Origin of the sequence: Laceyella putida, assembly GCF_042665195.1 — a bacterium.
GTDB lineage: Bacteria > Bacillota > Bacilli > Thermoactinomycetales > Thermoactinomycetaceae > Laceyella > Laceyella putida.
Genome location: NZ_JBHTBW010000006.1, coordinates 138192 through 163716 on the forward strand (window position 1 = coordinate 138192; position 25525 = coordinate 163716).

Here is a 25525-nt window from a genome sequence, read left to right on the forward strand (position 1 = left end):
GACTGTGTACATATCTGCGATTGGGCTAAATCAACTGGACCCACCCATACTTCAGCGCAAGCAATACAGCTTGCGTACGATCCTGTACATTTAATTTGTAAAGAATATTGCTGACGTGGTTTTTTACCGTTTTTTCACTAATATACAAATGTTCACTGATCGCTCGATTATTTTTTCCCTGAGCCATCAGCCTTAAAACTTCCATTTCTCTATATGTCAGCACTTCTTGCCATGAGAGCGGAGGAAGTGAAGCATAATGGTAATACATCGCCCCTTCCATCCGGCTTAGGCGACGCAACTCACTCACTAACCGTCCCATGATGATCGGGTGGATGTAAACGCCTCCATGGGCGATGATGCGCATTGCTTCAATCAAGGAATTCATCTTCAGATCTTTCAACAGATATCCTGATGCCCCTGAGCGAATCGTTTCCAGCGCATAAGGATCTGCGCGATCAGATAAAACAAGGACTTTGGTGTGAGGAGCCATTTGACTTAGACGATATGTCGTTTCTACCCCATCGACCCTGGGCAGATACAAATCAAGCACCACGAGATGCGGTGCCGTGGTGCCACAGATTAAGGGGACATCATAGCCTTCCGCGCATTCTCCGACCAGTACCATATCCTTCTCATTTTCCACCGCTTGCTTCAACATCTTGCGGTATTCCGCATCAGCATCTGCGATGAACACGCGGATCGGCAAGGACACTTCACTCTCGGAGCGATTCGCGCCGCCAAGTCCAGTCTGTGGCTTCCTCTCTAGCAAAGGGGTCACTCCCTTCTCGCAATATTCAATCTAATTTAAATTTTACCATGAAAAAATGAAACTAGAAACTACCAAAGAACCATGTAAATAAACAAACAAAGGTAAAAACGGATGAAAATACTTGATATTCCACTTGCAAAGAAAATAGAGCTAACTTGCGGCCCCAATCAACCAATCTATTTGGTTATAAAATTTTGACAATATATTTACCAAAAGATGGAACAAGATAAAACGGCATTTACCCAAAAGCGGGCTCTATCCTTTATGGTTGCCCCTCCTCTGCATCCCATAGTACCTTTAATCTAGACGTGATGATTCCGAGCGTCCACCCATCCCTTCCGTCAGGTATTCGTTCAATTTTGGCTCCGGTACTCAACTATTTTAAATCATAGGAGTGACACATGCTTTGCCACCAACCCAACCCTCTGCCAAACAGGCGGAACCACGATTCAACCGCCGGCAATTTCTCAAACTGTCCCTTGCCGCCCTCTGCCTCGGCCCCCCGCTCTATGCGGGCTTGCTTGAACGGAACTGGATTGAGACCATCCACCACACGATCAGCTCCCCACGTGTGCCCGCCGCCTTTGACGGCATCCGCATCGTTCAGATAAGCGACATTCATCTCGGTCATTACTTCGACCTTGATCGCCTGGAAACCGTCATACGGCAGATCCAAACATTCCAGCCCGATCTGCTCTGCTTTACCGGTGATCTGATCGACCGGCACCTATCTCAGGTGGAGGCCAAGGAAGTAGCACGCCTCTTCCGGCGACTCGCCCCACCGTTGGGCAAATTCGCCACCTTGGGGAATCACGATTATTGGGGAGATGTGGCCTTGGTCAAGGAGGCTCTGACCCATGGCGGGTTTCACGTACTGGTTAACCAAGTCCATCCGCTGACCAGAGGAAAAGGAACCCTCTATGTCTCCGGTTTGGATGACCTGCTGAATGGTCAGCCCGATCTGGCTGCGGTGCTGTCCCAACTGCCATCGACGACGGAGGTGTATCACCTCTGTCTGGCCCACGAACCCGATATGGCGGTTCTGCACCATTCGGCCCCCATCGACCTGCAACTTTCTGGCCACAGCCACGGCGGTCAAATCCGCCTGCCGTTCTTGGGCGCACTCGCTATACCTGAAGGCGGAAAACGATACCCGGCAGGGCTCTATTCACTGAACGAACGGTTTACCCTCTACACTAACCGCGGACTCGGCACCACCATCCTCCCCTTCCGCTTTCTCTGCCGCCCGGAGATCACGGTACTGGAATTGCGCAGGGAATCGTCAAGCAAAAAAGCCTGATGTCCATATGGACATCAGGCTTTTTTGCTTGATTCCAACTTCTTATTACAAAACGGCCTCCGCATCTGCTTTCAATGCTTCCGCTTTATCCGTGCGCTCCCATGGCAAGTCGACATCGGTGCGCCCAAAGTGGCCATATGCCGCGGTTTGGCGGTAAATTGGACGGCGGAGATCCAGTTGGCGGATAATGCCGGCCGGACGTAGGTCAAAGTGTTTTTGCACAAGTTCAACCAGTTGGTCTTCGCTTAACTTGCCGGTGCCAAAGGTTTCGACGCGAATGGATACAGGACGAGCCACGCCAATCGCGTACGCCAGTTGCACTTCACATTTGTCAGCCAAGCCGGCCGCCACGATGTTTTTCGCCACATAGCGGGCCGCGTACGCACCAGAACGGTCCACTTTGGTCGGGTCTTTGCCGGAGAATGCGCCACCGCCGTGACGCGCGTAGCCGCCATAGGTGTCTACAATGATTTTGCGGCCCGTCAAACCGGCATCCCCTTGAGGGCCACCGATGACGAAGCGGCCTGTTGGGTTGATGAAGAATTTGGTGGTTCCATCCATCATGTCCGCTGGTACAATCGGGGTGATCACATGGGTTTGGATATCTTGCTGGATTTGCTCCAAAGTGATCTCTTCGGCATGTTGCGTCGAAACCACAATGGTGTCAATGCGTACAGGCTTGTCACCTTCATATTCCACTGTCACTTGGGTTTTTCCGTCCGGGCGGAGGTATGGCAAGGTGCCATCCACACGAACTTCATGCAGGCGACGAGCAAGCTTGTGCGCCAACGAGATGGGAAGCGGCATGAGCTCAGCCGTTTCGTTGCAAGCAAAGCCGAACATCAGACCTTGGTCACCGGCACCGATCGCTTCGATTTCATCTTCGGTCATGGACCCTTCACGTTTTTCCAACGCTTGGTCTACTCCCTGCGCAATATCAGGGGATTGCTCATCGATCGAGGTCAACACCGCACAAGTGTCCGCATCAAACCCGTATTTCGCGCGGGTATAACCAATATCGCGGATCGTTTGACGAACCAATTTTGGAATATCCACATAGCAAGTCGTGGAGATTTCACCCGCCACCAATACCAGACCGGTCGTTACGGATGTTTCACATGCTACCCGGGCATTCGGATCCTTTTCCAAGATCGCATCAAGAATGGAGTCGGAAATTTGGTCACAGATTTTATCCGGATGACCAACGGTAACCGACTCAGAGGTGAATAAGCTACGCTTTTTCTCAGCCATTGGTTTTCCCCCTTACGTAATCCGCAAAATAAAAAACCCTTTCCATCGAGGAAAGGTTCTAATGTTCTCCTTTTGGCTAAATCCTCGAGAAATGTTCAAATAAGCCCTCATCTAAAAAGTAAGGAGACGAGTTCTACATCATCAATAGAATAACCTAAAGGGATCGCAATTACAACAATGATCTATTTTTAAATCTTGCCGCGCGATGGTTAATGAACGCTTTTCGTTGCGCTCTCATGAGCGGGAATAAGGGGATGGCGGGGAACGACGCTACTTCCCCGGCGCATATTGAATCACCAATTGGTATGGTTGATCGGCCACGTTGCCATCATAGTCCCGAATGCACATCCGATATTTTCCAGGCCCCACCTTGGTGTGAACCTCCTCGCTCTCCCCTTCCGCTCCCTGATCCGATGAAATGGGAACAAGCCCTTTTAAAGGGTGCAACAGCACAGGATCGAAACGCGGCGTCATCGGTTGCACCTTCACATTCAATTCGCCCGGTTCCGCGATCCACAACTCAACCCAATCCTGATCCTTTTCATGGTCCATGGTTCCTTCGATGATTTTAATTCCCGGTTTCACTTTCAAGGGAGTGGAATGGATCGCTTCATTGTTTGGCTCCATTGCATCTGCCCCAATCCGGACATGGCTGATTAATCGGTAGAAGGTGGAACGCCGATCGCTCCCTTCCATTTCGATTGAGACCTTGCCTGGCCCCACAGGTAGGTTCACTTTTCCCTTGCGGCGAATCCACTCTTGCTTGAACATGCGGCCTTGTCCATCTCTCACCACCATCAAAAGTGGGGGGGAGGATCTTTCAACCGTCACCTGGAGCTCCAGCCATCCCTGTTGGTCGATTTTTTGTTCGTAAACATCCGGATCTCCGCGTTTCCCTTCCCCGGCCACTTCCAAATCGCTGGTGATGGGCGAGGCCTCGGCCATGCTGTCATTCGGTTCATGCGGATCCGGCTTCAATGATGAGCGCACCGCTTGGTAAGCGTCCAACTGCCCATATCCCATCTGCTCATCCCACCGCCATTTTTGAGAGGGAGATTGCGTTGTCTGCATCAGATGTTGCCTTAATTCAGCTGGTGTGTAGTCGGGATGCAACTGCCACACCAAGGCCGCAACCGCAGCCACCTGGGGAGCGGCGAAAGAGGTTCCATTTTGCATGAGCAGATCATTCATAAAAGGCAATCGAATCGCTTCGCCTGGGGCAACCAGATCCAATCCCGGCCCCCAGTTGGATGACGGTTCATGTTGCCCTCTCTGAGTCGTGGCGCCAACAGCCAACACCGTGGGGTAAGCCGCCGGAAAATAAAGCGGGTGGTCAAACAGCAACCGCCCTTGTTCATCGTACTTGGCATTTCCCACCGCCGCGACGACGAGCACGCCTCTCCGCTCCGCCTCCGCAACCACATCAGCCAAGACTTGGTGTTGGCGCCAGCTCCCTTGCGCCAACACGATAATCCGCGCCTTGCGTTTCATGGCTTCACGCATGCCCGCGCTCGTGGCGTTGATGTGTCCATCACTTCCATCTTCCATGACTTTGATCGGCATGATCTTGCCTTGCCCAATGGGAACTTTCCGCGTAAACGCCCCCCATACGGAAGCGATGACTCCCGCCACTTTGGTGCCATGTCCCATCCGGTCAAGGGGGGGTTCATCGGGAAATCTGACATTGGCCCCAGGCACTAAATACGGTTGCAACTGGGGGTTCGACAAATCCACACCCGTATCAACCACGGCCACCCGAATCTCCGGCAATCGCAAACGGCCACTTTGCCAGATAAACGATTGCCATGCCTGTGGCGCCTTAATTTGCTGGAGAAATGCCGGCTCAAAGGTCCCCTGTTCTTTCAATACAGAAAGTGTCCTTTTCTCTTCAGCTTGCATTCGATTCCGTTCCGATCCGCTTGACGATACGCAACCAATAACCAAAATTAGCGAAAAAATGGATCCAACCAGCAAACGAACAAATGTCATCACTCTCACCAAAAAGTCCTATTATTTTCAAAAACGCCACACGAAATAAGGTGGAATATGTCGAATAAATCCGATAGAATAATTAGTTGTAACCATCTTTCATTATTATTTTTTGAATTGAATAGATTTATATCGGACATGATAGTAAGCTTTATAAACATAACTTCATTTATCGTTATGATAAAAGACGGGAGAGGTCACAAAAACAATCGGCAAGTGGGGATTTAAATGCAAAAAGTAAGAGACAGTCGAATTGACCGCGTAAAACAAAAACGGCGCAAAAAATGGGTATTCCGCATCACTACCATCGTCACCTTACTCGTATTAGGGTTCGGGTTGTACTTCGGCTCACAGATTTGGGGCGTTTTTGCCAATAGCAACAAGGATCTCAAAAAATCGGATCTCCGTGAAAAAGAAGTCGAGATTAAGAATGACCCATTTACCGTGTTGCTTTTGGGAACGGACCAGCGGACAACACGTCCCAACGATTGGCGGGCTGACGTCATGATTCTGGCCGCAGTCAATCCAAAGACCAAAACGGTCAAAGTGGTGAGCGTTCCGCGTGATACCTATATCACCATTCCAAACTCCGGTGGCGTGAAGACGAAAATAAATGCGGCCGCTTACTATGGACGCCAATCTGGCGTTGGTGATGTGGAAAATGTTCGCAAGACACTGGAAGAATTGCTCCATGTTCCGGTCGACTACTATGCGCGCATCAACTTCCAAGGTTTTGAGGATATTGTGGATGCGTTGGGCGGCATTCAAGTGACTCCGAAGTTCAAATTCACCCAAGCGATGATCGGTGGAGGCTACGCCAAGTTCTACCCTGGAAATACCTACACCTTAAATGGAAAAAAGGCCTTGGCCTATGTGCGTGAACGACACGAGGATCCGCGGGGAGACTTAGGACGCAACGAACGGCAACGGGAAGTCGTCTCCCAACTGATTGACAAAATGGCCAGCTTCCAAGGCGTGACCAAGTTCAGCGAGGTATCCAAAGCCGTGGGCAAGAACTTTGAATATAGCTTTGAAGTGATGGATTTTCCAGCACTTGTGAAAGTTTACCAAGGGATTCCGAAACAGAATATCGAAACCATACAAATAAAAGTATATGACGACAAAATTCCAGGCGTCGGTGCAGTGTTGCGCATCTCCGAAGAAGAGAAACAGCGGATTCGCAAAATATTGCAACAACAACTGGAGTACAAGCCAAAAGAAGATCAATTGAAACAAGTGAATAGTGATGGGAGCAGCACAGCGGATAACAGCGGGAGCGATGGCAACTAGGGAAGCCATCACTCCCTTTTCTTTATTCATCCATATGCAAAGGGGCCAGTAAATAGACGAATCAGGTTTACAAACCAAAAAACAAAGGAATTTTACGAATATATAAAGCAGAAGCATTCACCGCAACCATATTTTAATTAATATTCCGTCTATATCTACCACACTATAACAAACCAGCACCATCGGTAAATCTCACAAAGAGAGGATTTCATCATGGAAAAAGTGGATCGGAACCGTATTGATCGCGTAAAGAAAAAGCGGCGCAAAAAAGGGCTTAAACGCTTGTGTTTATTATTTACGCTGTTGGTCTTGGGATGCGGGTTATATTTCGGGTCGCAATTATGGGGCGCTCTGGCTGACAGCAGCCATCGCCTTGACCAATCCAAGTTGCGTGAAGAGGAAGTGAAAATCAAGGAGGACCCTTTTACGGTCTTATTGATTGGCACAGACCAGCGCACAACGAATCCAAATGATTTTCGATCCGATGTCCTTATGTTGGCCGCAATCAATCCCAAAACAAAATCAGCCAAGCTGATCAGCATTCCCCGGGATACCTATGTGACGATCCCCAACTCCGGCGGGGTTAAAACACGGATCAATGCGGCCCCGCATTACGGGAGACAGTCCGGGGTGGGCGTGGTGGAAAATACGCGTGAAGTGGTGCAAAATCTGCTCCATGTCCCTGTTGATTACTACGCCATGATTAACTTCCAAGGGTTTGAAGGTATCGTTGATTCCTTGGGCGGAGTTGACGTCACGGTGAAACAATCTTTCTCCCAAGCGATGATCGGTGGAGGAAGAGCCTATTTTCAGCCAGGACCCATGCACCTGAATGGGAAACAGACACTCGCCTACGTGCGCAAACGCAAAGGGGTTGCAGGGGGGGATTTTGCCCGCAATGAACGGCAACAAGAAGTGGTCGGCCTGCTTCTTAACAAAATGGTCCGCTTCGACAACATCGGAAAATTCTCCGAGATCACCGAAACCCTCGGCAAAAACTTCCAACACGGTTTCCAAGTCGATGAAATCCCTGCTTTAGTCAAAGTTTATCAGGACATCCCCAAAGAAAATGTCCAAAGCATTCAAGTGAAAGTGGTGGATATTAAGGTCGGTAAAGCGGATATGCTGCAGATCCCCCAAGCGGAAAAGGACCGGATTCGGAAAATTCTCCAGCAACAACTGGAATACACGCCAAATGAGAATCTGATAGACAAGACGGATGATGTCCCTCAGTCCAATGCAACAAATTAATCACAAGAACGTCAAAGTTCTTTCATCGGGCCGTCTCATGTGCAAATAAAACACCAATATAATTATGGATAGTTTCTTCTATTTTAGTATAAATCATTTAGGAACACTTCTGCATGTTTCAATGTAAAATTTTAATACTAAACAGAAGGAGTATCCTTTACTCAATCATCTTAAGTGAGGATCAAACGATGCGAAAAGATAAACAAGCTCCATCCCCCACCAAACGCAGGCGCTGGATTTGGCGCTTTGTCATCATGATCTTTCTTATCATCGCGGGCGTCGGGAGCTACTTTAGCACCCAGCTGTGGGGCGCCTTCGCCCACAGCAGCAAACCTTTGAAAAAATCCACGTGGCGGGCGGAAAGGATCGTCATCGAAGAAAAAGACCCCTTCACCGTCTTGCTGATCGGCACCGACCAGCGCAGTACCGATCCCAACAATTGGCGTCCCGATGTCTTGATTTTGGCTGCTGTCAATCCCAAAACGAATACCATCAAACTATTGAGCATTCCGCGTGACACTTATGTGAAGATCGCCAATACAGATGTCAGAACAAAAATTAACGCCGCCGCCATGTATGGACGGATAACCGGTGTCGGCGAAGTAGAAAACATCAGACAAACAATAGAAAACATTTTCCATGTCCCCATCGATTACTACGCCCAAGTCAACTTCCAAGGGTTTGAAAACCTTGTCGATGCCTTGGGCGGGGTAGATGTGAATGTGAAACAGCGCTTTACACAACAGGCCATCGGCGGTGAGATGATCACGTTTGAACCGGGCCGGCACCACCTCAACGGATCAGAAGCATTGGCTTATGTGCGTAACCGCAAAGCATTTGCTGAAGGGGACTTTGCCCGCAATGAGCGGCAACGGGAGGTGATCTCCCAGCTGATCGACAAAATGACGGGCATCGATGGCGTAACCAAATTCAACAAAATAACGAACGCGTTGGGCGGCAACTTTGATCACAGCTTTCAATTTCAAGAGATCCCGTCTCTGATCAAGACGTATCAAGAAATTCCCAAGGAAAAAATAGAAACGATCACATTTGAAGCTTATCCCAAAATGTACAAGCGGTCCGGTTGGGTCGTCATCATCCCGGACGAGGAGATTGAGCGGATCAGCCGGATTCTGCATCAGCAATTGGAGTACAAGCCGCAAGATGTTATGATCGACAAAGCCAATGGGAACGAAGCGGATTCCGCACCCGCTAGATCGCCAGAAAAAAGCGATGGCCAATGACACTCAGCCATCGCTTTTTTCTTTTGCCTCTCCACCCATTTCCCTATAATAGGGGTGAAAGGTGTGAAATGATGAAACAAACCAGCTATCTTACCATTGCTCCCTATGGAGAAACTGAAATCATCATCCAAAAGTCCCGTTTCATTTGCCGGGCCAAACACGTTGAATCAGAAGCGGAAGCCAGCCAATTTGTGCAGGAAATCTCCAAACGGCATTGGGATGCGACACATAACTGTTACGCCTATCTCGTGACAGAAACACTGCAAAAATCATCTGATGATGGGGAACCGGCGGGAACGGCGGGCCGACCCATCTTGGAAGTGATTCACGCAAAACAATGCCTTTACACGGCGGTCGTCGTCACTCGTTATTTCGGAGGAATCAAGTTGGGAGCGGGCGGGCTAGTGCGGGCTTACAGCCAGGGCGCGGCGGCGGCGATTGAAGCGGCTGGAATCGTCAAGCGCATGATGCACCAACAAGTGCTGATCACGTTCGACTATTCCTTTATGGGCAAAATGGAACATGAATTGCATCGCACGGGGTACTTGTTGGAGACACCACAGTTTACAGACAAAGTGAGTTGGGCCGTATGGACACCCCTCGGTGAAGAACAATCGCTGATTGAACAAGTGACCAACTGGACCCACGGCCAAGCGCAAATAACCCTGGGGCCAGCCGAATATAAAGATGTTCCCCATAAATAGACGTGCACGCATGGGGAGAACCTCTACAATCGTTGTCCGTAATGGAAGATTTCCTCTCCAGATTTGGGATGATTGCCTTTTCCCGCTTTTATGGATTTCTGTCCAGCCCAAAACTGAAGTGAGTAGCAGACGAATAACCCTTCTCTTCAGCGAGTCCCGTACGAGGCTCGCTGAATTTGGGCTGGAACGGAACAAGCGGATTTTGACAGCAGATCTTGGGTGGGTGGAGGAAGAGATCAGCAGAGTGAAAGAGGAGACAGAATAAAGGCGGATGATGAGCGGTCCGAAAAACTGAAACACGCAAGAAAAAAGAGAGCACATCCTGAACGGCATCATGCCGAAACACAGAAGGGGGTTTTCGGATGACCGCGAAGAAAAGCAATTTAAACCTTGTGCTTATCGGCCTTTCGCTGGGAATATTTATCGCTTCGATCGACAACACGGTTGTCGGCAACCATTGTCGCCGATCTCGGGGGACTCGAACAATTTGTATGGGTTACTTCCGCATACATGGTCACTGAGATGGCAGGCATGCCGATTTTTGGAAAGTTATCTGACATGTACGGACGGAAACGGTTTTTCATATTTGGACTCGCTTTGTTTTTGCTCGGTTCGATTTTGTGCGGAACGGCGCAAAATATTGTGCAATTGAGCATTTACCGCGCCATCCAGGGAATGGGTGGCGGAGCGTTGGTACCCATCGCCTTCACCATCCTTTTCGATATTTTCCCACCGGAAAAAAGAGGGAAAATGTCGGGGATATTTGGAGCGATCTTCGGCCTCTCCAGTTTGTTTGGTCCGTTGCTTGGCGCCTATATCACCGATAATCTTGATTGGCGTTGGATTTTCTACATTAATTTGCCACTGGGGACCATCGCACTGGCATTCATCATTTTCAGCTATAAAGAGTCACTTGAGCACACCAGACAAAAGATCGACTGGGCAGGGGTATTTACCCTGGTGCCAGCTGTAGTTTGCCTTATGTTCGCCCTTGAGCTGGGCGGAAATAAATACGATTGGGATTCGGGTGTCATCCTGGGCTTATTTGCCGGGTTCGTCCTGTTCACTATCCTGTTCTTCATTGCGGAAGCAAAAGCACAAGAGCCCATCATCTCATTCCAGATGTTTAAAGTCCGTCTGTTCTCCACCAGTACGGCTGTGGGGATTTTCTCTGGGGCCGCCTTTATCGCCGCTACCATGTATATCCCTCTGTTCGTGCAAGGGGTAACGGGTGGAACAGCCACTAACTCTGGCTTGATTCTATTGCCCATGATGCTCGGAACAGTTGTGGGCGCGCAAGCTGGCGGTTTTTTATCAACGAAAACCAATTATCGCAGTATTGTTTCCGGTGCGCTGCTCATTTTCGTCGTGGGAGTATTCCTGCTGGGTACCCTGACGACAGAGACTCCTAAATATATGTTAACCATCTACATGATTCTGGTCGGGATTGGACTTGGTCCAACCTTCTCGGTCGACAAAGCGAAACCCGACGGCGTAAAGAAACCACACCCTGCTGGATAAGCCGCATCATGAACAAGAAATGGGTCCCCTCTTGGGACTCGTTTTTTATTAACAAAGAGCCACACACCGACTCATATCGCGATGTGTGGCTCTTCTGCATTAGAATGCGGGCACGACGGCTCCGTTATATTTTTTGTTGATGAAGTCTTTCACTTTTGGGGAAGTGAGTGCTTTGGCCAACTTTTGAATGCGCGGATCGTTTTCTTTCCCTTTTTTCACGGCCAACACGTTCACGTATGGAGACTCTTTGTCCTCAATGAACAGCGCATCCTTGAGCGGATTCAACTTCGCTTGCAAGGCATAGTTGGTATTGATCACAGCGATGTCCACTTGATCCAGCATGCGGGGCAAAGTTGCTGATTCCAACAGCTTAAATTGCAGGTTTTTGGGATTTTCTTTGATGTTTTTCAGCGTTTTATCCCCTACACGATTGTCCAGCTTGATCAGCTTGTTTTGATCCAACAGAAGCAAGACCCGGGTGATTTCGCTGGTTGCGTTCGGCAGGGCGACAGTGGCCCCGTTTTTCAGTTCGCTTACGCTTTTGATTTTGCGGGAGTAAGCGCCCATCGGTTCGATGTGCACACCCACCACTTTCACCAAATGATAGCCTTTTTCTTTATTGGTTGCTTCCATCCATGGAACATGTTGGAAGAAGTTGGCGTCAATTTGGCCTTCTTCCACGCTTTTGTTTGGCAATACATAATCTTGGAACGCTTGGATTTTCAATTCAACCCCTTGCTTTTCCAGTTCAGGCTGCACAAACTTGAGAATCTCTTCATGAGGTACTGGTGATGCCCCAACCGTCAATACTGCCGACTCTTCTTTTTGGCCGCAACCCACGCCAACCGCGGCGACCAACGCGACCAAACCAGCCGCGATCCATTTTTTTATTTTCACCTAGATTTCCTCCTTTATTTTGCATCCATTTCAAAATAATTTGATTGGATTAGGTGATTTTACAGCGAACCGCTCAGGAGACCCGCTGCAAGCGTTCCCTTCCCAAGCGGTTGAACCGCTGATAAATCCCTTTCCAATGCCCTTTATCGTTTGTCTAACCGACGGACCAACCAATCGCCAAGCATTTGGATGATCTGCACCATGACGATCAGCACCAAACCACACACATACAACATCCCATCGTTAAACGATTGGAAACCGTAGCGGAAGGCCGCGTCACCCAATCCGCCGCCGCCCACGATCCCGGCCATCGCCGAAAAACTGATCAGGGACACGCAGGTTACCGTCAAACCGGAGACAATGGCCGGCAACGCTTCCGGCAACAATACTTTCCATACAATGTTGAAGCGGGAAGCTCCCATCGCCTGGGCCGCTTCAATCACCCCACGGTCAATCTCGCGCAAGGCGGTCTCCACCATCCTGGCGTAAAAAGGTGCCGCGCCGGCAATCAAAGGAACGGTTGCCGCGGTAGGCCCAAGCGTGGTGCCCACCAAGAATTCCGCGACCGGGAATAAGAAGAGTACGAGGACAATAAACGGTACCGCGCGGAATATGTTCACAATCGTTCCCAAAATTCGTTGCACCCAAACACTTTCCCAAAAATAACCCCGGTCCGTGATGGTGAGCAACACGCCGAGCGGGATGCCCAAGAGTGCCGTAAATAGTGTGGATATGCCCACCATGTATAGCGTTTCACCGGTTGCTTGCCACACTTGATTCCAATCGATGCTGGTCAACATGGGGCCTCACCTCCACTGAGCTGGTTTCGCACAGCTTGAACCTGTTCCGCCGTGCCGACCACTTTGACGCGCACACGGTCATCCTGAGCCCCTGTAATCGCTCCACTGATGATGCTAAAGTGAATCCCTTGCTCTCTGGCCAGTTTCCCCAACTTGACCACTTCACTCGGATTTAGCTCAATGATCTCGCCTGACGCATCATCCGTCTCCGCAAACAGCTCTTGAACAAACTTTTTTGTCAGCGAATGCTTCGGTTGGCTAAAGATGGCCTCAACCGTTCCCGATTCCACCACTTGGCCATTTTCCATTACCGCCATCTTATTGCAAATCTGGCGCACCACACTCATCTCGTGTGTAATCAACACCAGGGTAATCCCCATCTCGCGATGGATTTCCTTCAGCAACTGCAAGATGGAAGCGGTCGTCTCCGGATCGAGTGCCGATGTGGCTTCATCGCACAACAGGATATCGGGTTGATTGGCTAAAGCCCGGGCGATCCCGACCCGTTGCTTTTGCCCCCCGCTCAACTGGGACGGATATGCCTCGGCCCGTTCGGCCAATCCCACTCTTTGCAACAGCTCGTCCACACGCTGGCGAATCTCTTCTTTTGGCACCCCGGCAATCTCCAGCGGAAACGCCACATTTTCCCGTACCGTCCGCGACCAGAGCAAATGAAAATGTTGAAAAATCATGCCGATCTTCAACCTCGCCTTGCGCAATTCCCTTTCCGCCAGATTGGAAATTTCCTTCCCATCCACCACGACCTTGCCGGTTGTCGGTGATTCCAGCCCATTGATCAAACGCAGCAGTGTCGATTTACCAGCTCCGCTATATCCAACAATGCCGAAGATGTCGCCCCGGTCAACCGTCAGTGTCACACCATCCAGTGCCGTCACGGCCGGGCCCTTGTCACGCGCCGGATATGTTTTGCTTACCTTTTCAATCTGAATCATCGGGATTCACCACCTTTTTTAGAGAAATAAAAAATCCCTTCGGCTCTGAAGATGGCTAAGAAGGGATACGTCTTTATCGGACACACCTTTCTCTCATCTGCCAGAACGAATCTCTGCAGGACTTGGCACCTTTCTGTTGTCAGATCAGATGGTTGCCGAGGGTTCATCGGGCCTGTTCCCTACCCCTCTCTCGATAAGAGAATGTTGCTTTATTCAGTTAATAACATTTCAAAACAACTATCGAGATATAAATTAACATATAAAAACCAACTATGTCAATAAATATTTACAATTGGTATATTTTAAAAGTGCCGATGGCATGGCTTGGCGGGTTTGCGACCATCGGTACCCTGCTTTGGAGAGCAGTAACGGTCACCTTTGTTACAAACCACCCCCTTCGCTTCACATATTTATCACATTTTTACCACGAGATTACATTTAGATAACAAAACGATCACTTCCCACTAAAACCCCTGGCGCTGGCGTATAATAAGGATACATCCTCAATTTGAACCGATGGAGGTGCCCAACATGGAATACACGGTTGTCGGAAAATCGTTTTGGATCGGAGTGTTAAACGCTTCATGTTTAAGTGTCCCGTTGTGGCTTCTCTTTTACTTCGCCCTTAAGCTGATTTTCTAATGAAACCACGTCGTTGGTGCACCTAATCGCAATGGAATCTGAGCTGACTTTGGGAGCGATAAGCTCATTTGTATAAAAAACGGGTGACTTTTGCCGTCGAAAAGCAAAGGCCACCCGTTTCTGCATTAGCGAGCTCCATTTCCGGAAATCACGATCCAAACCGTTTTAAACAGAATCTGCAAATCCATCTTAAACGATTGATTTCTGATATATTCCATGTCCAGTTCCAACTTCTCAGCAGGGGTTGCTTCATAACCGCCGTTCACTTGCGCCCAACCGGTCAACCCGGGTTTCACCATCAGGCGCTTTTTGAATCCGGGAATCTCCTTGTCAAATTGCTCGGTGAACATCGGACGTTCCGGACGCGGGCCAATCAGGCTCATGTCTCCGCGCAGGATATTGATCAACTGCGGCAGTTCATCAATCCGGGTTTTGCGGATAAACTGACCTACGCGAGTCACGCGCGGATCATTTTTGGCTGCCCACTGCGGTCCATTTTTTTCTGCATCGGTGCGCATCGAACGCAACTTGATGATGTTAAACGTTTTGCCGTTTAAGCCAACCCGCTCCTGTTTATAGAAGATTGGACCCGGCGATTCCAATTTGATCGCAATTGCCGTCAAGATCAGCACTGGTAGGGTAAAGAGCAACAACCCGATGGAGAAAAGAATTTCAAATGCACGCTTAAACACCAAATAGAAAGAGGTTGTTTGAGCTTTTCCAGAGAATGCGCGCGAATTGCTCTCGTAGGCCATTTTTGAACTCATCCGCAATCCACTCCTGCTGTATATGGTATCGAAATCACAATTATTTTTCAGCTATCAACTAACTTTACAAAAATGACAGTAACATTACAGCAATGTTTCAAACCGATTACTGTAACCAAGTATACTGTAATCTTTCTGCATTGACAATAGCCGAATTGTGAAAAATGAGATCCCCGCGGCCTCATTTTTATGCATGGGGTATTGCGGCTTCTTCCTTATTGTTTACTGTTCTTTGTCCATTTTACGATATTCATCTTGGTAATATTCGTAGGTTTTGCGTAATCCTTCCGCCAAACTTACCTTTGGTTCCCAAGCGAGCACACGGCACACTTTTTCGTTGTTGAAGTAACTGTGCTTAATATCGCCCGCCCGGTCTGGACCATAATTCACCTCATGTTTCACTCCGGATATGTCATCAAAGAGGCGAATCACTTCATTGAGCGAAGTGCTTACGCCCGTTCCCACATTCAGCACTTCGCCGTCCCCCTTCTCGATCGCGTTGATGTTGGCCCGCGCGATATCCTCCACGTAGATGTAGTCGCGCGTTTGTTCCCCATCGCCAAAGATGGTGAGCGGCTCGCGCTTCAGCACCTTATCGATAAAGATGGAGATCACGCCCCCCTCGCCGCGTGGATCCTGGCGCAACCCATATACGTTGGCATAACGCAAAATCGTGTATTTCAACCCATACAGATGATGATAAACCGACAGATAGTGCTCCACAGTATACTTGGAGATGCCGTAACCGGACAATGGGCCAATCGGATGCTTTTCATCGACGGGCAGATAAGCCGGCGTTCCGTACACCGCGGCCGATGAAGCGTAAACCACCTTCTTCACCCCCGCTTTGCGGCACCCCTCCAGCAGATTGATGGAACCCAAAATGTTGATCTTGGCATCGAGGGCCGGATTTTCCACAGATGTATTCACATGGATTTGGGCCGCTTGGTGAATGACGACTTCCGGCCGCTCTTGTTCCAATACGGCATGCAAATCCGCGCTTGTGATATCCACGTTATAAAAAACGGCTTCTGCGTTTACTTGATTCTCTTTTCCGGAAGAAAGATTATCCACAATCACAACTTGATCGCCACGCGCAATCAACTGATCAACGATATGAGAGCCGATAAATCCAGCTCCCCCTGTCACTAACACTTTCATCGGATGGACCCCTCTCTTGAGTAGACTAAGTTTGCTGACAAAGTGGCCCTGGAGTCGATTTTTTGAGTCTGCGTTCCATGGTCGCCTCAGTAGGAAATAGCTCCCAGTAACGAAGCTTTCACCCACAGGGTACCGGCAAAAATCTTCCTCCTCTAGGGCTATCCTGAATAGACTCTATGTAGGTCTGGTTCTTCTGGAAGCCATTTCAAATCGATTTTTAAGCAACTGAGAAGAGATTGAAGCTCCAAAACCTTTTTCCCTTTCGCAAAACCCGTGACGAGGCGTCTCCCGGGAAAAGGTTTCCCGCCATCCACTCCTTTTGAAATAACCTCTAGATTATCTTACCAACAGAAGATGGAAGAAGCAAAGGTAGCAACTGGATGGCCGTTCCGAACTCGGAAGTCCGGAAAATCCGCATCATGGAGTGTCCATCCCGCTTCTTGCCACATTTTCCCCAACTTCGGCCAATGATCACTCATCATTTTCTTCTGGGACGACAAGCCTTGGACAAAATTGAGGAATATTTGAACAAAGGTACGGAACATTATATAATGGTGAACATACCAATTGTTGGAAAAGAGGAGAAATGAACGTGAAACGATGGTTGCTGCGCTTGCTCTCCACCTTTATCCTTGCCATGATGCTGGCCATCGGTTATTACGGCTATCACATCTGGTCGGCGGCGAAACGGCTGTATGAACCGCCCAAATTATCAAAATCGGCTTTGCGTTCGGAGCCGGTCGATATTGCGAAAGACCCGGTCGCCCTGTTGTTTTTGGGTGTGGATGAGCGCCAGGGAGATCGGGGCCGCTCCGATTCCATCATCGTGGCGACGACGAACCCAGGGCGGAAAAGCGTGGTGCTGACCAACATTCCCCGCGATACGTTGGTCAAGATCCCCGGGAGGCTGGGGCGGGATAAAATCAACCACAGTTACGCCTACGGTGGGATTGAATTGACGCGGAAAACGGTGGAACATTTTCTCCAAATTCCCATTGACGGATATGTGAAAGTGAATATGCAGGGCCTGAAGGAGATCGTTAATGAATTGGGCGGCATCGAGGTGGACGTGCCTTTTACATTCCATTACAACGGGTACCTATTTAAAAAAGGGAAAATGCATGTGAATGGGGATCAGGCTCTTGCCTTCGCCCGGATGCGCAAAAATGATCCCAGCGGCGACTTTGGAAGGATGAAACGGCAACAGGAGTTGATCCGCGGGATTATCCATAAAGGAACCACACTCCATTCTCTCACCAATCTCGCCAACATCTTGGAACAGCTGGGCGGCAACATCAAAACAGACATCTCTCCGGTTCAACTCTTCCAATTGCAACGGCTTTATGCCAATTTGCCGGATGAACAGATCCGCTCTGTGAGCATCAAAGGGAAAAACACCCTGATCGATGGCGTGTATTATTATAAAGTAGATGAGAATGAGAAAATGCGCGTTCATCAACAGCTGGCCCGGCAGCTCGATTGGAGCCCCGGTGAGCGGTAAAAAAGGAATCCCCCGTCCCATGGACGGGGGATTCCTTTCTCTTATTTGGCCAACAATCCCGCGTAGAGCGCCAGCAACTTCCGCTCCTCCACATGCCAATTATACACTTCTTCATGCGCCTTGCGGCCATCTTCGCTCATCCGCTTGCGCAAAGATTCGTCCGTTAAGATGCGCGTCACCTTCTCCGCCATGTCTTGTGGATTTAACGCATCGGCGGTGAAGCCGCATCCGCTTTTCTCCACAATCTCGCGCCACATCGGAAAGTCCGTCGCGATCAGCGGCAAGCCCGCCGCCATATATTCAAACATCTTGATCGGGAGCGATTCCCGATAATTCTCCACCGGATGCAAGCAGACCAAGCCCACTTTGCCTTTGCCCAACCACTGTTTCACTTCTTCAAACGGCACGCGCCCATGCAGATGGACCCGTTTGTCTTTGAGCGTGGCTTCCTCCCGGTCCTCTGGCCGGATGTGTTGCAGCGGGCCGATGATGTGCAACTCCGCATTCAACTCAGCCGGAATGTGATCCATCATTTGAATCATTTCACGGTAACCGCGCAAGTATGAGACTCCGCCCACATAGAGAATCTTGTTTCCCTCATCTTCGGTTTTCTCCACCGCGGGCATGGGCAAGGGGTAGTTTTTGATTACCTCGACTCGCTTTGCGCTCGCAAACTGGCGCGCAATCGACTCTGTCGCCGTGACGACCGCAGCCAGTTTCTTGGCCAATCCCTTCTCCACCTTGTGCACCAGCTTGGACAAAGGACCGCGGATGTTGGCCGGAATCCACGGTTTCGTATGAATCTGTTTCGGCAGATCCTCATGCGAATCATAAATCACCGGGCATCCCGTCCGCCAAGCGATGAGCGCGCCCCAGGGCAACAGCTCCGGATCATGGAAGTGAAAAATGTCGGCGCCGCTCTTCAGCGCCCGTCGATACAACACCCAGCCGTTCATGAGCCGCTTCCACTTCTTATTCATGCGCTTGACGCCAACGATGCGCACCCCGTGTTCCACCTTCTCATCAAAGTCGGCCACGGCATGCAGTTCCACATTATACCCCTCCGCCGCGAGGGATTTGGCTTGTTTATGGTAAATACGCGAATCGTCGTATGGATGAACCGAACTGAAAATCATTACTTTTGCTGCCACTAAAAGGTACTCCTTTCATCTCCATCAATCCTGCGAACCCATGCGTTGTTATTCATAGTAACATACTACAAAAAAACGGTCGGAATGGATATGTTATCAGCGATCTTTTACTCAGTTCGTCACTTTCGGCGAAAATAACTGTCAATGAAATGTATTTTTTGCAGAAGTCCCTTATTCAAACAAAAAAGATGCCTTTCCATATGAAAGGCATCTTCCTGGTACCATTTATTACTCCGCTTCCAATTTCTTTTGCGTTTCTCCGATGGCGATCACGGCCAGGGCCAAACCGTAAGTGATCCACATCGGTGTGAAGTGAATCACGGTACTTGGCGCCATGCCGCCGAAAAAGTATCCGGTCAATGCGGCCATCGTGGAATACGCCGCCCAACGCAAAATCGGGCTTAAGGCTGGCGAATGCTTCAAGCTGGCCAATTTCCACAGGCGCCACAACATCCAGAAGTAGAGCGACATGTAGAGCACGAAGATCAGGACACCAAAGTTGACCAGAATCTCGCCCCACCAGTTGTGCAGGTTGACTTTGTTCACCTTTACGCCGTACTTCTCCATCCACGGCTCGACATTCCCCGCGCCGATCCCCATGTAATGGCTCTGTTGCAAGAACTTAAAGCCGTTGATCAGCAACCATTTGCGCACACCGGCGCTTTCGCCCGTTTCCCCTTTTTCAATTCCCGTATCTCCCTCATCCATGTGCCAAGAGGCATTTTGGAAATCTTGCAAAAATCCGAGCGTGCTGGCCAATTTGTTTTTCGCCGATTGGCGAGCTTCTTCAGACAAGAAAACGGTGCTTAAGGCGTTGGCCAAGATCACCGCAACCACAATCGCAATCAAGGCTTTCGCCAAGTTTTTCTTGGTTAATTTCGCCCGTTCCACCACGAATGGCAAGCCCACAATCAACGCCAGGGAAGCGAGCGGCAACGCAAACGCCGTGTTGCTGCGGGAACCGGTGGCGATCAACACATAGATTGTCAATACCCCCGTGATATAGAGAAACCATTTGTGCTTCTTTTGCAGATTCAGCATGAATAAAGCGGTAGCCAAAAAAGGCAATCCCAGCGTGATGCAGGTAGCCAAGTCATTTTGGTTTGTAAACACTGACGTTACAGAAGCTGATGTGGTCTTAAAGAACCGTGAAGAAGGGAGGTGAATCAGCGTGATCGATTCAAACACGGCAAAAAAGATAATCGCCGCAAACACCCAAAACAGCACCCGCTTCGCTTTCCACAGTTTCTCTTCCGTTTGCAGGAAGAAGGGGAACGACAGCGTGAGCGGCAACATGAACGCCATATAGAACAAATACTTCAACGCCGCCCCCATGCTCATCACCCACGACAGGGAGATGAGTCCATACACAAACCAGAAAACGAAAAATGCCGCATAGTAACGCACGGGATACATGTACGACGTTTCCAGGTTCTTCTGCATCACCAGGCGCAGAATGATCCCACCGACGAGCAACACGTACGCCACACGGAAGAAAGTTAAGTTAAAGCCTTCTGTCAACGGAATCCCCAGCGTTGGTCCCAAGAGCGCAAAAGCAATCATGAAGTAGAAGAGGGTATCTAACCGCTTTTGTCTCGGAAACAACAGTTCACTCACCATTTCTCACCCTTTCCCACCTAATTTAGGCAATCTGCGGCCGATTTGCTGTAATGAACGAATCGAAAACAGTCGGGTCGCAAAGACGGCAGCCACTGTGACGCCAAGCGCCAATAAGTAATACACCCATGCGTTTGGCAACTGCTCGACCTGCACCCATGTCACGCCGACCATCGCGACAAGGAAAATCGCCAAATATATTAACATCGCACGGAAACGGAAATCAACGGGATACTCTTTTTGGTTTTGTACATAGACCCAGATGATCACGATTAAGTAGGCCACGACGGTCATGCTGACCGCACCCCAGATCCGGAACAAGGGGATCAACAGGAGACAGCCCACCACATAGACGACCGCCGCGATCATGAATCCGCGCGAGATGATTTTCGTCTTCTTCTTGATTAATAGTCCCACACCAAAAACGGTATGCAAGACATTTAATAGTGTACCCAATGAGAGGGCCCAAACATAGAGGTAACCACTGGCAAGTCCTTTCTCGCCAACCGTGAACAAACGATAGATCGGTTCCATGAAAAAAGCGAGCAACATGACTGCCACTGTACCAGCCACAAGCAAAATCCGCCCCACCAATCCGTAGAGTTGCGGCGCGTCTTCCCTATCTTTGATCGACATGGAAAACGGGCGCCACGCCAGTTGAAACGGGGAAGTGACGAGCAAGATAATGCTTGCCAAACGCATCATGGCCTCATAAATCGCCGCGTCATTGACAGAAGACATATGATATAGCATCGGTCTCGAAATGGAACTCATTGCCCAAAACGCCATGAGCGTGGGCAATAGAGGGGCACCGTACTTGATCAGATCAGATAAGTGTTTTTTGGAGAATTTAAATACGAGCTCTTTGCGGAATATAATGAGAAGTAATACAGCTACAGCCATCTGACCGACCAGCTGTCCATAAAAAATCCCCATCACACCAGTCTTATGCACGATCACAAAATAAAGACTGATTAGATTGGAACCGATAACATATGCCATACTAAAAATATTGAATAACCAAACCCGTCGGCTGTAACGAGCATATCCCAGCAAATGTTGGATTATGATCGCCCCAACCGTTGCCAAGAAAGCAACAGCCAGTAAATACGTGTAATCCCTACTGTTATCATAAACCACATCCGCCAAGGGTGCGCCGAAGAAATAGGCGAAAATGGTAAACAATAAACACATGGCCGCACTAAAAAAGACCGCATTGGTTAAATACGTTTTACGCTCCTGTTCTGATTTGGCATCGAAATAATAAAACGCCATGGCCGCATCTGTTCCCAAAATGCAGAGATATGTCAGTATGAGCGTAAAGGTGTTCGTTTGGCCCCAATCCGCCAACTGTTGATCATTGAGGTATTTGATATAAAAGGGGACAAGCATGGCAGAGACCAGCTTGTTCCCCATAGTCGCAACGGCAAACGCGGCGGAATCAGAAAAGAGTCGCTTGATATACTGTTTCATCATCCCACACCTACTAACCGGTGTTACTCTTGATTTTCCAGCAGTTCGCCGTCCGGCACTTCACGCAGGACCCGGGCTGGAACGCCAACGTACAGTTTTTTCGCTTCGGTGTCTTTGTTGACCAAAGCACCGGCGGCGATAAAGCTTTCTTCCGCAACGGTTACGCCCGGCAACAGGATCGAACCGCCCCCGACGCGCGCGCCCCGTTTGACCCGCGGACCGCGAACAAACTTAAAGCGCTCTTTGGTGCGGCCCATGAAGTTGTCATTGGTCGTGGTGACGGTGGGAGCGATAAACACGCGCTCCTCCAGCGTGGTGTATGCCGTGATGTACGCATTGGTCTGGATTTTCGTGAACGAACCGATTTCCACTTGGTTCTCGACCGCCACCCCCCGCCCGATCACCACACGGTCACCGATGGTGCATTTTTCACGCACAGACGCTTGATCGCCGATCATCACTTCTTGGCCAAACGCGCTGCCACGGTATAAGACCGTGTTGGCCCCAATCGTCGTACCGTCCCCGATGGTGAGCGGCGCCAATTCGGCGTCCACTTTCACGGTTGACGATTTGGCCGGCTTTGGCCAACGCCCCAACACGCAGTTATCTGAAATAAATACGTCTGAACCGATTACAGTTCCTGCATGAATGGTCACATTATTTCCAATGGTTACATTATCCCCCAATACGACGCCTTCCTCGATGACTGAGAAATAGCCGATGGAGACGTTCGTCCCCATCCGCACAGTTTCATGCACAAAGTTTTTCATGAAAAACCCGCCTTTATAGTTTTTCGTAATCCGCTTCGATTTTTTGTACACCTTTCATCGCATTACGGGTATCAAAGATGGCTTTGGCTTTGCTGCCGATCTTCTCATAATCAAATGCCGAGTGATCGGTGGTGATGAGCACGATGTCAGCCGTTTCCAAGAGTTCGTCGGTCAGTTCCACCGTTTCATACTCTTTGCCATCCACACGGAAATTTTTCACATGTGGGTCTACCGTTACGAAATCGGCGTTGTATTTTTCCAACAGCTTCACGATTTCCATCACCGGAGATTCGCGATAGTCGTCGATATCCTTTTTGTACGCAACGCCCAACACCGCCACTTTGGCGCCATTCAATGCTTTGCCGTAACGGTTGAGGATTTTCATGATCCGGTCAACCACGAAGTCCGGCATCTCATTGTTGATTTCCCCAGCCACCTCGATCAGGCGGGTATGGTAGTTGTACTCGCGCGCTTTCCAAGTAAGGTAGAACGGGTCGATGGGAATGCAGTGACCACCCAAACCGGGTCCTGGATAAAAGGCCATAAAGCCATAAGGTTTGGTTTTGGCCGCATCAATGACTTCCCAGATATCGATGCCCATTTTGTTGCACAGGATCGCCATTTCGTTGGCCAACCCTATGTTGATGTTGCGGAACGTGTTTTCAAGGATTTTTTCCATTTCCGCCACTTTCGGGCTGGACACTACGTGCACTTCGCCATCCAACACAGAGCGGTACAGCGCCGCGGCCACTTTGGTGCACTCAGGGGTGACCCCACCCACCACTTTTGGGGTGTTTTTGGTGTTGAACACTTTGTTGCCTGGATCAACACGCTCTGGGGAATAAGCCAGGTAAAAATCTTTTCCCACTTTCAGGCCGGTCTCTTCCAGGATCGGTTGCACGACTTCTTCGGTGGTGCCTGGATAAGTGGTGCTCTCGAGAACGACCAGCATGTCGGGATGCAGGTATTTGGCGATGCTTTTCGCCGATGATTCCACGTAAGACACATTAGGCTGTTGATATTTGTCCAGTGGCGTTGGCACGCAGATCGCCACGGCATCCACTTCCGAAATCAGGGAATAATCGGTAGTCGCTCGGAGTTGGCCATTCTTCACAATCTCTTTCAGCTCTTCGTCCACCACGTCACCGATGTAGTTGATGCCTTGGTTCACTTGTTCCACACGGTTGGGCAGGATGTCAAAGCCGATCACTTTGTATCCCGCTTTCGCTTTTTCCACGGCGAGTGGCAATCCGACGTAACCCAAACCGACCACGCCGATCACTGCCGTTTTGTCTTGGATTTTAGCAAGTAAGGTTTTTCCGCTCACGATTCATTCCATCCTTTGCCATTATTTGTTTGCATAGTAAGCTTTAATGGTATCAGCAATCATATGAATGGTTTCCGTCTCCAATTCAGCGTACAACGGCAATGCAAACGTGCGTTTGGACATGTACTCGGACACGGGCAAACTTCCCTCCGCGTAACCCAGGGGCTTATACACATCTTGTTGATGGAGCGGCACTGGATAGTAGACCCCGGTGGAAATGCCTTTCTCTTTCAAGTGGGCCATCAGCTCATCGCGGTCATCCGCTTGCACGATATAGAGATGGTAGATGTGTTTACGGTCTTCCGCCGCGAATGGGGTGATGAGTGGCGTATCCTTCAACAGCTCGTTGTACAGGGCCGCACGCTCACGGCGTCCGTTGTTCCAATCATCGAGGTGGCGCAATTTGATGCGGAGCATGGCGGCTTGCATCTCATCCAAACGGCTGTTGTAACCAATCATGCTGTGATAGTATTTCGGATTGCTGCCATGCACACGCAAGATGCGGATTTTGCGGGCCAACTCATCGTCGTTCGTCACTACCATTCCGCCATCGCCGTATCCGCCCAAGTTTTTAGTTGGGAAGAAGGAGTATGTAGCGGCGTGGCCAAGCGTTCCGATCTTGCGTCCTTTATACTCGGAACCGAGGGCTTGCGCGGCGTCTTCCAGCACAAACAAGTTATGCGCTTCCGCAATGGACATGATCTCGTCCATATTGGCTGGTTGGCCGAAAATGTGAACCGGGATAATGGCCTTCGTTTTTTCGGTGATTTTCGCTTTGATTTGCTCTACGTCGATATTGTAGGTTTTTTCGTCAATGTCCACGAAAACAGGCGTTGCGCCCAACTGGGACACCACTTCGGCGGTGGCGAAGAAAGTGAATGGGGTGGTGATCACTTCGTCGCCTTCACCAACGCCAGCCGCATCCAGCGTGAGCAACAGGGCATCGGTTCCGTTGGCGACGCCCACCGCATGTTTGACGCCCACATATTTGGCGACTTCTTCTTCAAATGCTTTCACTTCCGGCCCCATGATATATTGTCCGTTATCCAGTACATTGGCCACCGCTTGTAACAGTTCTTCACGAATCGGTGCCATTTGCGCTTTCAGATCTAAGAGAGGAATTTTTTTCATCGTCAATCAAGCTCCT

Annotated in this window: 20 protein-coding genes, 1 pseudogene and 1 riboswitch; of the genes and pseudogenes, 7 read left to right on the forward strand and 14 right to left on the reverse strand. The window is 49.6% G+C overall.

Annotation, left to right across the window (positions count from 1 at the left end; all coding sequences use genetic code 11):
- Nucleotides 1-25: 25 nt before the first annotated feature.
- Nucleotides 26-769 (reverse strand): LuxR C-terminal-related transcriptional regulator, encoded by a 744-nt coding sequence (locus tag ACFQNG_RS02390; protein ID WP_379863225.1) that lies wholly within the window; start codon nt 767-769, stop codon nt 26-28.
- Between the two features lie 406 nt (nt 770-1175).
- Here ACFQNG_RS02390 and ACFQNG_RS02395 point away from each other — a divergent pair, with 406 nt between their 5' ends.
- Entirely contained in the window at nt 1176-2069 is an 894-nt protein-coding gene (locus ACFQNG_RS02395; protein WP_379863227.1) for a metallophosphoesterase, read from the forward strand.
- 45 nt (nt 2070-2114) lie between these two features.
- Here the strand turns inward: ACFQNG_RS02395 and metK are convergent, their stop codons facing one another.
- Together metK and ACFQNG_RS02405 are read right to left on the reverse strand one after the other, a co-directional pair.
- Nucleotides 2115-3320 (reverse strand): methionine adenosyltransferase, encoded by a 1206-nt coding sequence (metK, locus tag ACFQNG_RS02400; RefSeq protein ID WP_379863228.1) that lies wholly within the window; start codon nt 3318-3320, stop codon nt 2115-2117.
- Between the two features lie 270 nt (nt 3321-3590).
- Nucleotides 3591-5186, reverse strand: a complete 1596-nt coding sequence (locus ACFQNG_RS02405) for a S8 family peptidase (RefSeq protein WP_379863229.1) — start codon at nt 5184-5186, stop codon at nt 3591-3593.
- 351 nt (nt 5187-5537) lie between these two features.
- Here ACFQNG_RS02405 and ACFQNG_RS02410 point away from each other — a divergent pair, with 351 nt between their 5' ends.
- From ACFQNG_RS02410 to ACFQNG_RS02430, 5 genes and pseudogenes are all read left to right on the forward strand, one after another.
- Nucleotides 5538-6599 carry an LCP family protein gene (locus ACFQNG_RS02410; protein WP_379863230.1) on the forward strand — a complete coding sequence of 354 codons (1062 nt, stop codon included), beginning with the start codon at nt 5538-5540 and terminating at the stop codon, nt 6597-6599.
- Nucleotides 6600-6812: 213 nt separating this feature from the next.
- Complete coding sequence (locus ACFQNG_RS02415) at nt 6813-7850, forward strand: LCP family protein (protein WP_379863231.1); 1038 nt, start codon at nt 6813-6815, stop codon at nt 7848-7850.
- A gap of 188 nt (nt 7851-8038) precedes the next feature.
- On the forward strand, nt 8039-9094 hold the full coding sequence (locus ACFQNG_RS02420; RefSeq protein WP_379863232.1) for an LCP family protein: 1056 nt from the start codon (nt 8039-8041) through the stop codon (nt 9092-9094).
- 71 nt (nt 9095-9165) lie between these two features.
- Nucleotides 9166-9798, forward strand: a complete 633-nt coding sequence (locus ACFQNG_RS02425) for a YigZ family protein (protein WP_379863233.1) — start codon at nt 9166-9168, stop codon at nt 9796-9798.
- 362 nt (nt 9799-10160) lie between these two features.
- Nucleotides 10161-11271, forward strand: a pseudogene (locus ACFQNG_RS02430) (MFS transporter); the annotation flags it as partial.
- A 147-nt stretch (nt 11272-11418) separates the two neighbouring features.
- Here ACFQNG_RS02430 and ACFQNG_RS02435 read toward each other — a convergent pair.
- From ACFQNG_RS02435 to ACFQNG_RS02455, 5 genes are all read right to left on the reverse strand, one after another.
- Entirely contained in the window at nt 11419-12210 is a 792-nt protein-coding gene (locus ACFQNG_RS02435) for a MetQ/NlpA family ABC transporter substrate-binding protein (RefSeq protein WP_379863470.1), read from the reverse strand.
- A gap of 149 nt (nt 12211-12359) precedes the next feature.
- Entirely contained in the window at nt 12360-13016 is a 657-nt protein-coding gene (locus ACFQNG_RS02440) for a methionine ABC transporter permease (RefSeq protein ID WP_379863234.1), read from the reverse strand.
- Nucleotides 13010-13969, reverse strand: a complete 960-nt coding sequence (locus tag ACFQNG_RS02445) for a methionine ABC transporter ATP-binding protein (RefSeq protein WP_379863235.1) — start codon at nt 13967-13969, stop codon at nt 13010-13012. The genes ACFQNG_RS02440 and ACFQNG_RS02445 overlap by 7 nt, the downstream gene beginning before the upstream one ends.
- Before the next feature lie 90 nt (nt 13970-14059).
- Nucleotides 14060-14169: riboswitch (SAM riboswitch) on the reverse strand.
- Nucleotides 14170-14736: 567 nt separating this feature from the next.
- Entirely contained in the window at nt 14737-15378 is a 642-nt protein-coding gene (locus tag ACFQNG_RS02450; protein ID WP_379863236.1) for a sugar transferase, read from the reverse strand.
- Between the two features lie 222 nt (nt 15379-15600).
- Nucleotides 15601-16539, reverse strand: coding sequence for an SDR family oxidoreductase (locus tag ACFQNG_RS02455; protein WP_379863237.1), 939 nt, complete (start codon nt 16537-16539; stop codon nt 15601-15603).
- 592 nt (nt 16540-17131) lie between these two features.
- On the opposite strand from ACFQNG_RS02455, the gene ACFQNG_RS02460 reads away from it, so the two are divergent.
- Nucleotides 17132-18040: an LCP family glycopolymer transferase gene (locus ACFQNG_RS02460; protein ID WP_379863238.1), complete on the forward strand. Its 909-nt coding sequence runs from the start codon at nt 17132-17134 to the stop codon at nt 18038-18040.
- Nucleotides 18041-18081: 41 nt separating this feature from the next.
- Here ACFQNG_RS02460 and ACFQNG_RS02465 read toward each other — a convergent pair whose 3' ends face one another.
- The 6 genes from ACFQNG_RS02465 to ACFQNG_RS02490 all read right to left on the reverse strand — a co-directional run bounded on the left by ACFQNG_RS02465 (nt 18082) and on the right by ACFQNG_RS02490 (nt 25509).
- The gene (locus tag ACFQNG_RS02465) at nt 18082-19191 is read right to left on the reverse strand and encodes a glycosyltransferase family 4 protein (protein ID WP_379863239.1); all 1110 of its coding nucleotides are present in this window, start codon (nt 19189-19191) and stop codon (nt 18082-18084) included.
- A 228-nt stretch (nt 19192-19419) separates the two neighbouring features.
- Entirely contained in the window at nt 19420-20808 is a 1389-nt protein-coding gene (locus ACFQNG_RS02470) for an O-antigen ligase family protein (protein ID WP_379863241.1), read from the reverse strand.
- A gap of 6 nt (nt 20809-20814) precedes the next feature.
- On the reverse strand, nt 20815-22281 hold the full coding sequence (locus ACFQNG_RS02475; RefSeq protein WP_379863242.1) for an oligosaccharide flippase family protein: 1467 nt from the start codon (nt 22279-22281) through the stop codon (nt 20815-20817).
- A gap of 23 nt (nt 22282-22304) precedes the next feature.
- Nucleotides 22305-23051, reverse strand: coding sequence for an acyltransferase (locus tag ACFQNG_RS02480; RefSeq protein ID WP_379863243.1), 747 nt, complete (start codon nt 23049-23051; stop codon nt 22305-22307).
- 13 nt (nt 23052-23064) lie between these two features.
- Nucleotides 23065-24381 (reverse strand): nucleotide sugar dehydrogenase, encoded by a 1317-nt coding sequence (locus ACFQNG_RS02485; RefSeq protein ID WP_379863471.1) that lies wholly within the window; start codon nt 24379-24381, stop codon nt 23065-23067.
- An 18-nt stretch (nt 24382-24399) separates the two neighbouring features.
- Entirely contained in the window at nt 24400-25509 is a 1110-nt protein-coding gene (locus tag ACFQNG_RS02490; RefSeq protein ID WP_379863244.1) for a DegT/DnrJ/EryC1/StrS family aminotransferase, read from the reverse strand.
- Nucleotides 25510-25525 lie beyond the last annotated feature (16 nt).

Coding starts and splice junctions, on each gene's coding strand:
- ACFQNG_RS02450 (WP_379863236.1), bottom strand. CDS start 15,378: ATGAGTTCAAAAATGGCCTACGAGAGCAATTCGCGCGCATTCTCTGGA.
- ACFQNG_RS02490 (WP_379863244.1), bottom strand. CDS start 25,509: ATGAAAAAAATTCCTCTCTTAGATCTGAAAGCGCAAATGGCACCGATT.
- ACFQNG_RS02415 (WP_379863231.1), top strand. CDS start 6,813: ATGGAAAAAGTGGATCGGAACCGTATTGATCGCGTAAAGAAAAAGCGG.
- ACFQNG_RS02445 (WP_379863235.1), bottom strand. CDS start 13,969: ATGATTCAGATTGAAAAGGTAAGCAAAACATATCCGGCGCGTGACAAG.
- ACFQNG_RS02440 (WP_379863234.1), bottom strand. CDS start 13,016: ATGTTGACCAGCATCGATTGGAATCAAGTGTGGCAAGCAACCGGTGAA.
- ACFQNG_RS02410 (WP_379863230.1), top strand. CDS start 5,538: ATGCAAAAAGTAAGAGACAGTCGAATTGACCGCGTAAAACAAAAACGG.
- ACFQNG_RS02425 (WP_379863233.1), top strand. CDS start 9,166: ATGAAACAAACCAGCTATCTTACCATTGCTCCCTATGGAGAAACTGAA.
- metK (WP_379863228.1), bottom strand. CDS start 3,320: ATGGCTGAGAAAAAGCGTAGCTTATTCACCTCTGAGTCGGTTACCGTT.
- ACFQNG_RS02455 (WP_379863237.1), bottom strand. CDS start 16,539: ATGAAAGTGTTAGTGACAGGGGGAGCTGGATTTATCGGCTCTCATATC.
- ACFQNG_RS02420 (WP_379863232.1), top strand. CDS start 8,039: ATGCGAAAAGATAAACAAGCTCCATCCCCCACCAAACGCAGGCGCTGG.
- ACFQNG_RS02480 (WP_379863243.1), bottom strand. CDS start 23,051: ATGAAAAACTTTGTGCATGAAACTGTGCGGATGGGGACGAACGTCTCC.
- ACFQNG_RS02475 (WP_379863242.1), bottom strand. CDS start 22,281: ATGAAACAGTATATCAAGCGACTCTTTTCTGATTCCGCCGCGTTTGCC.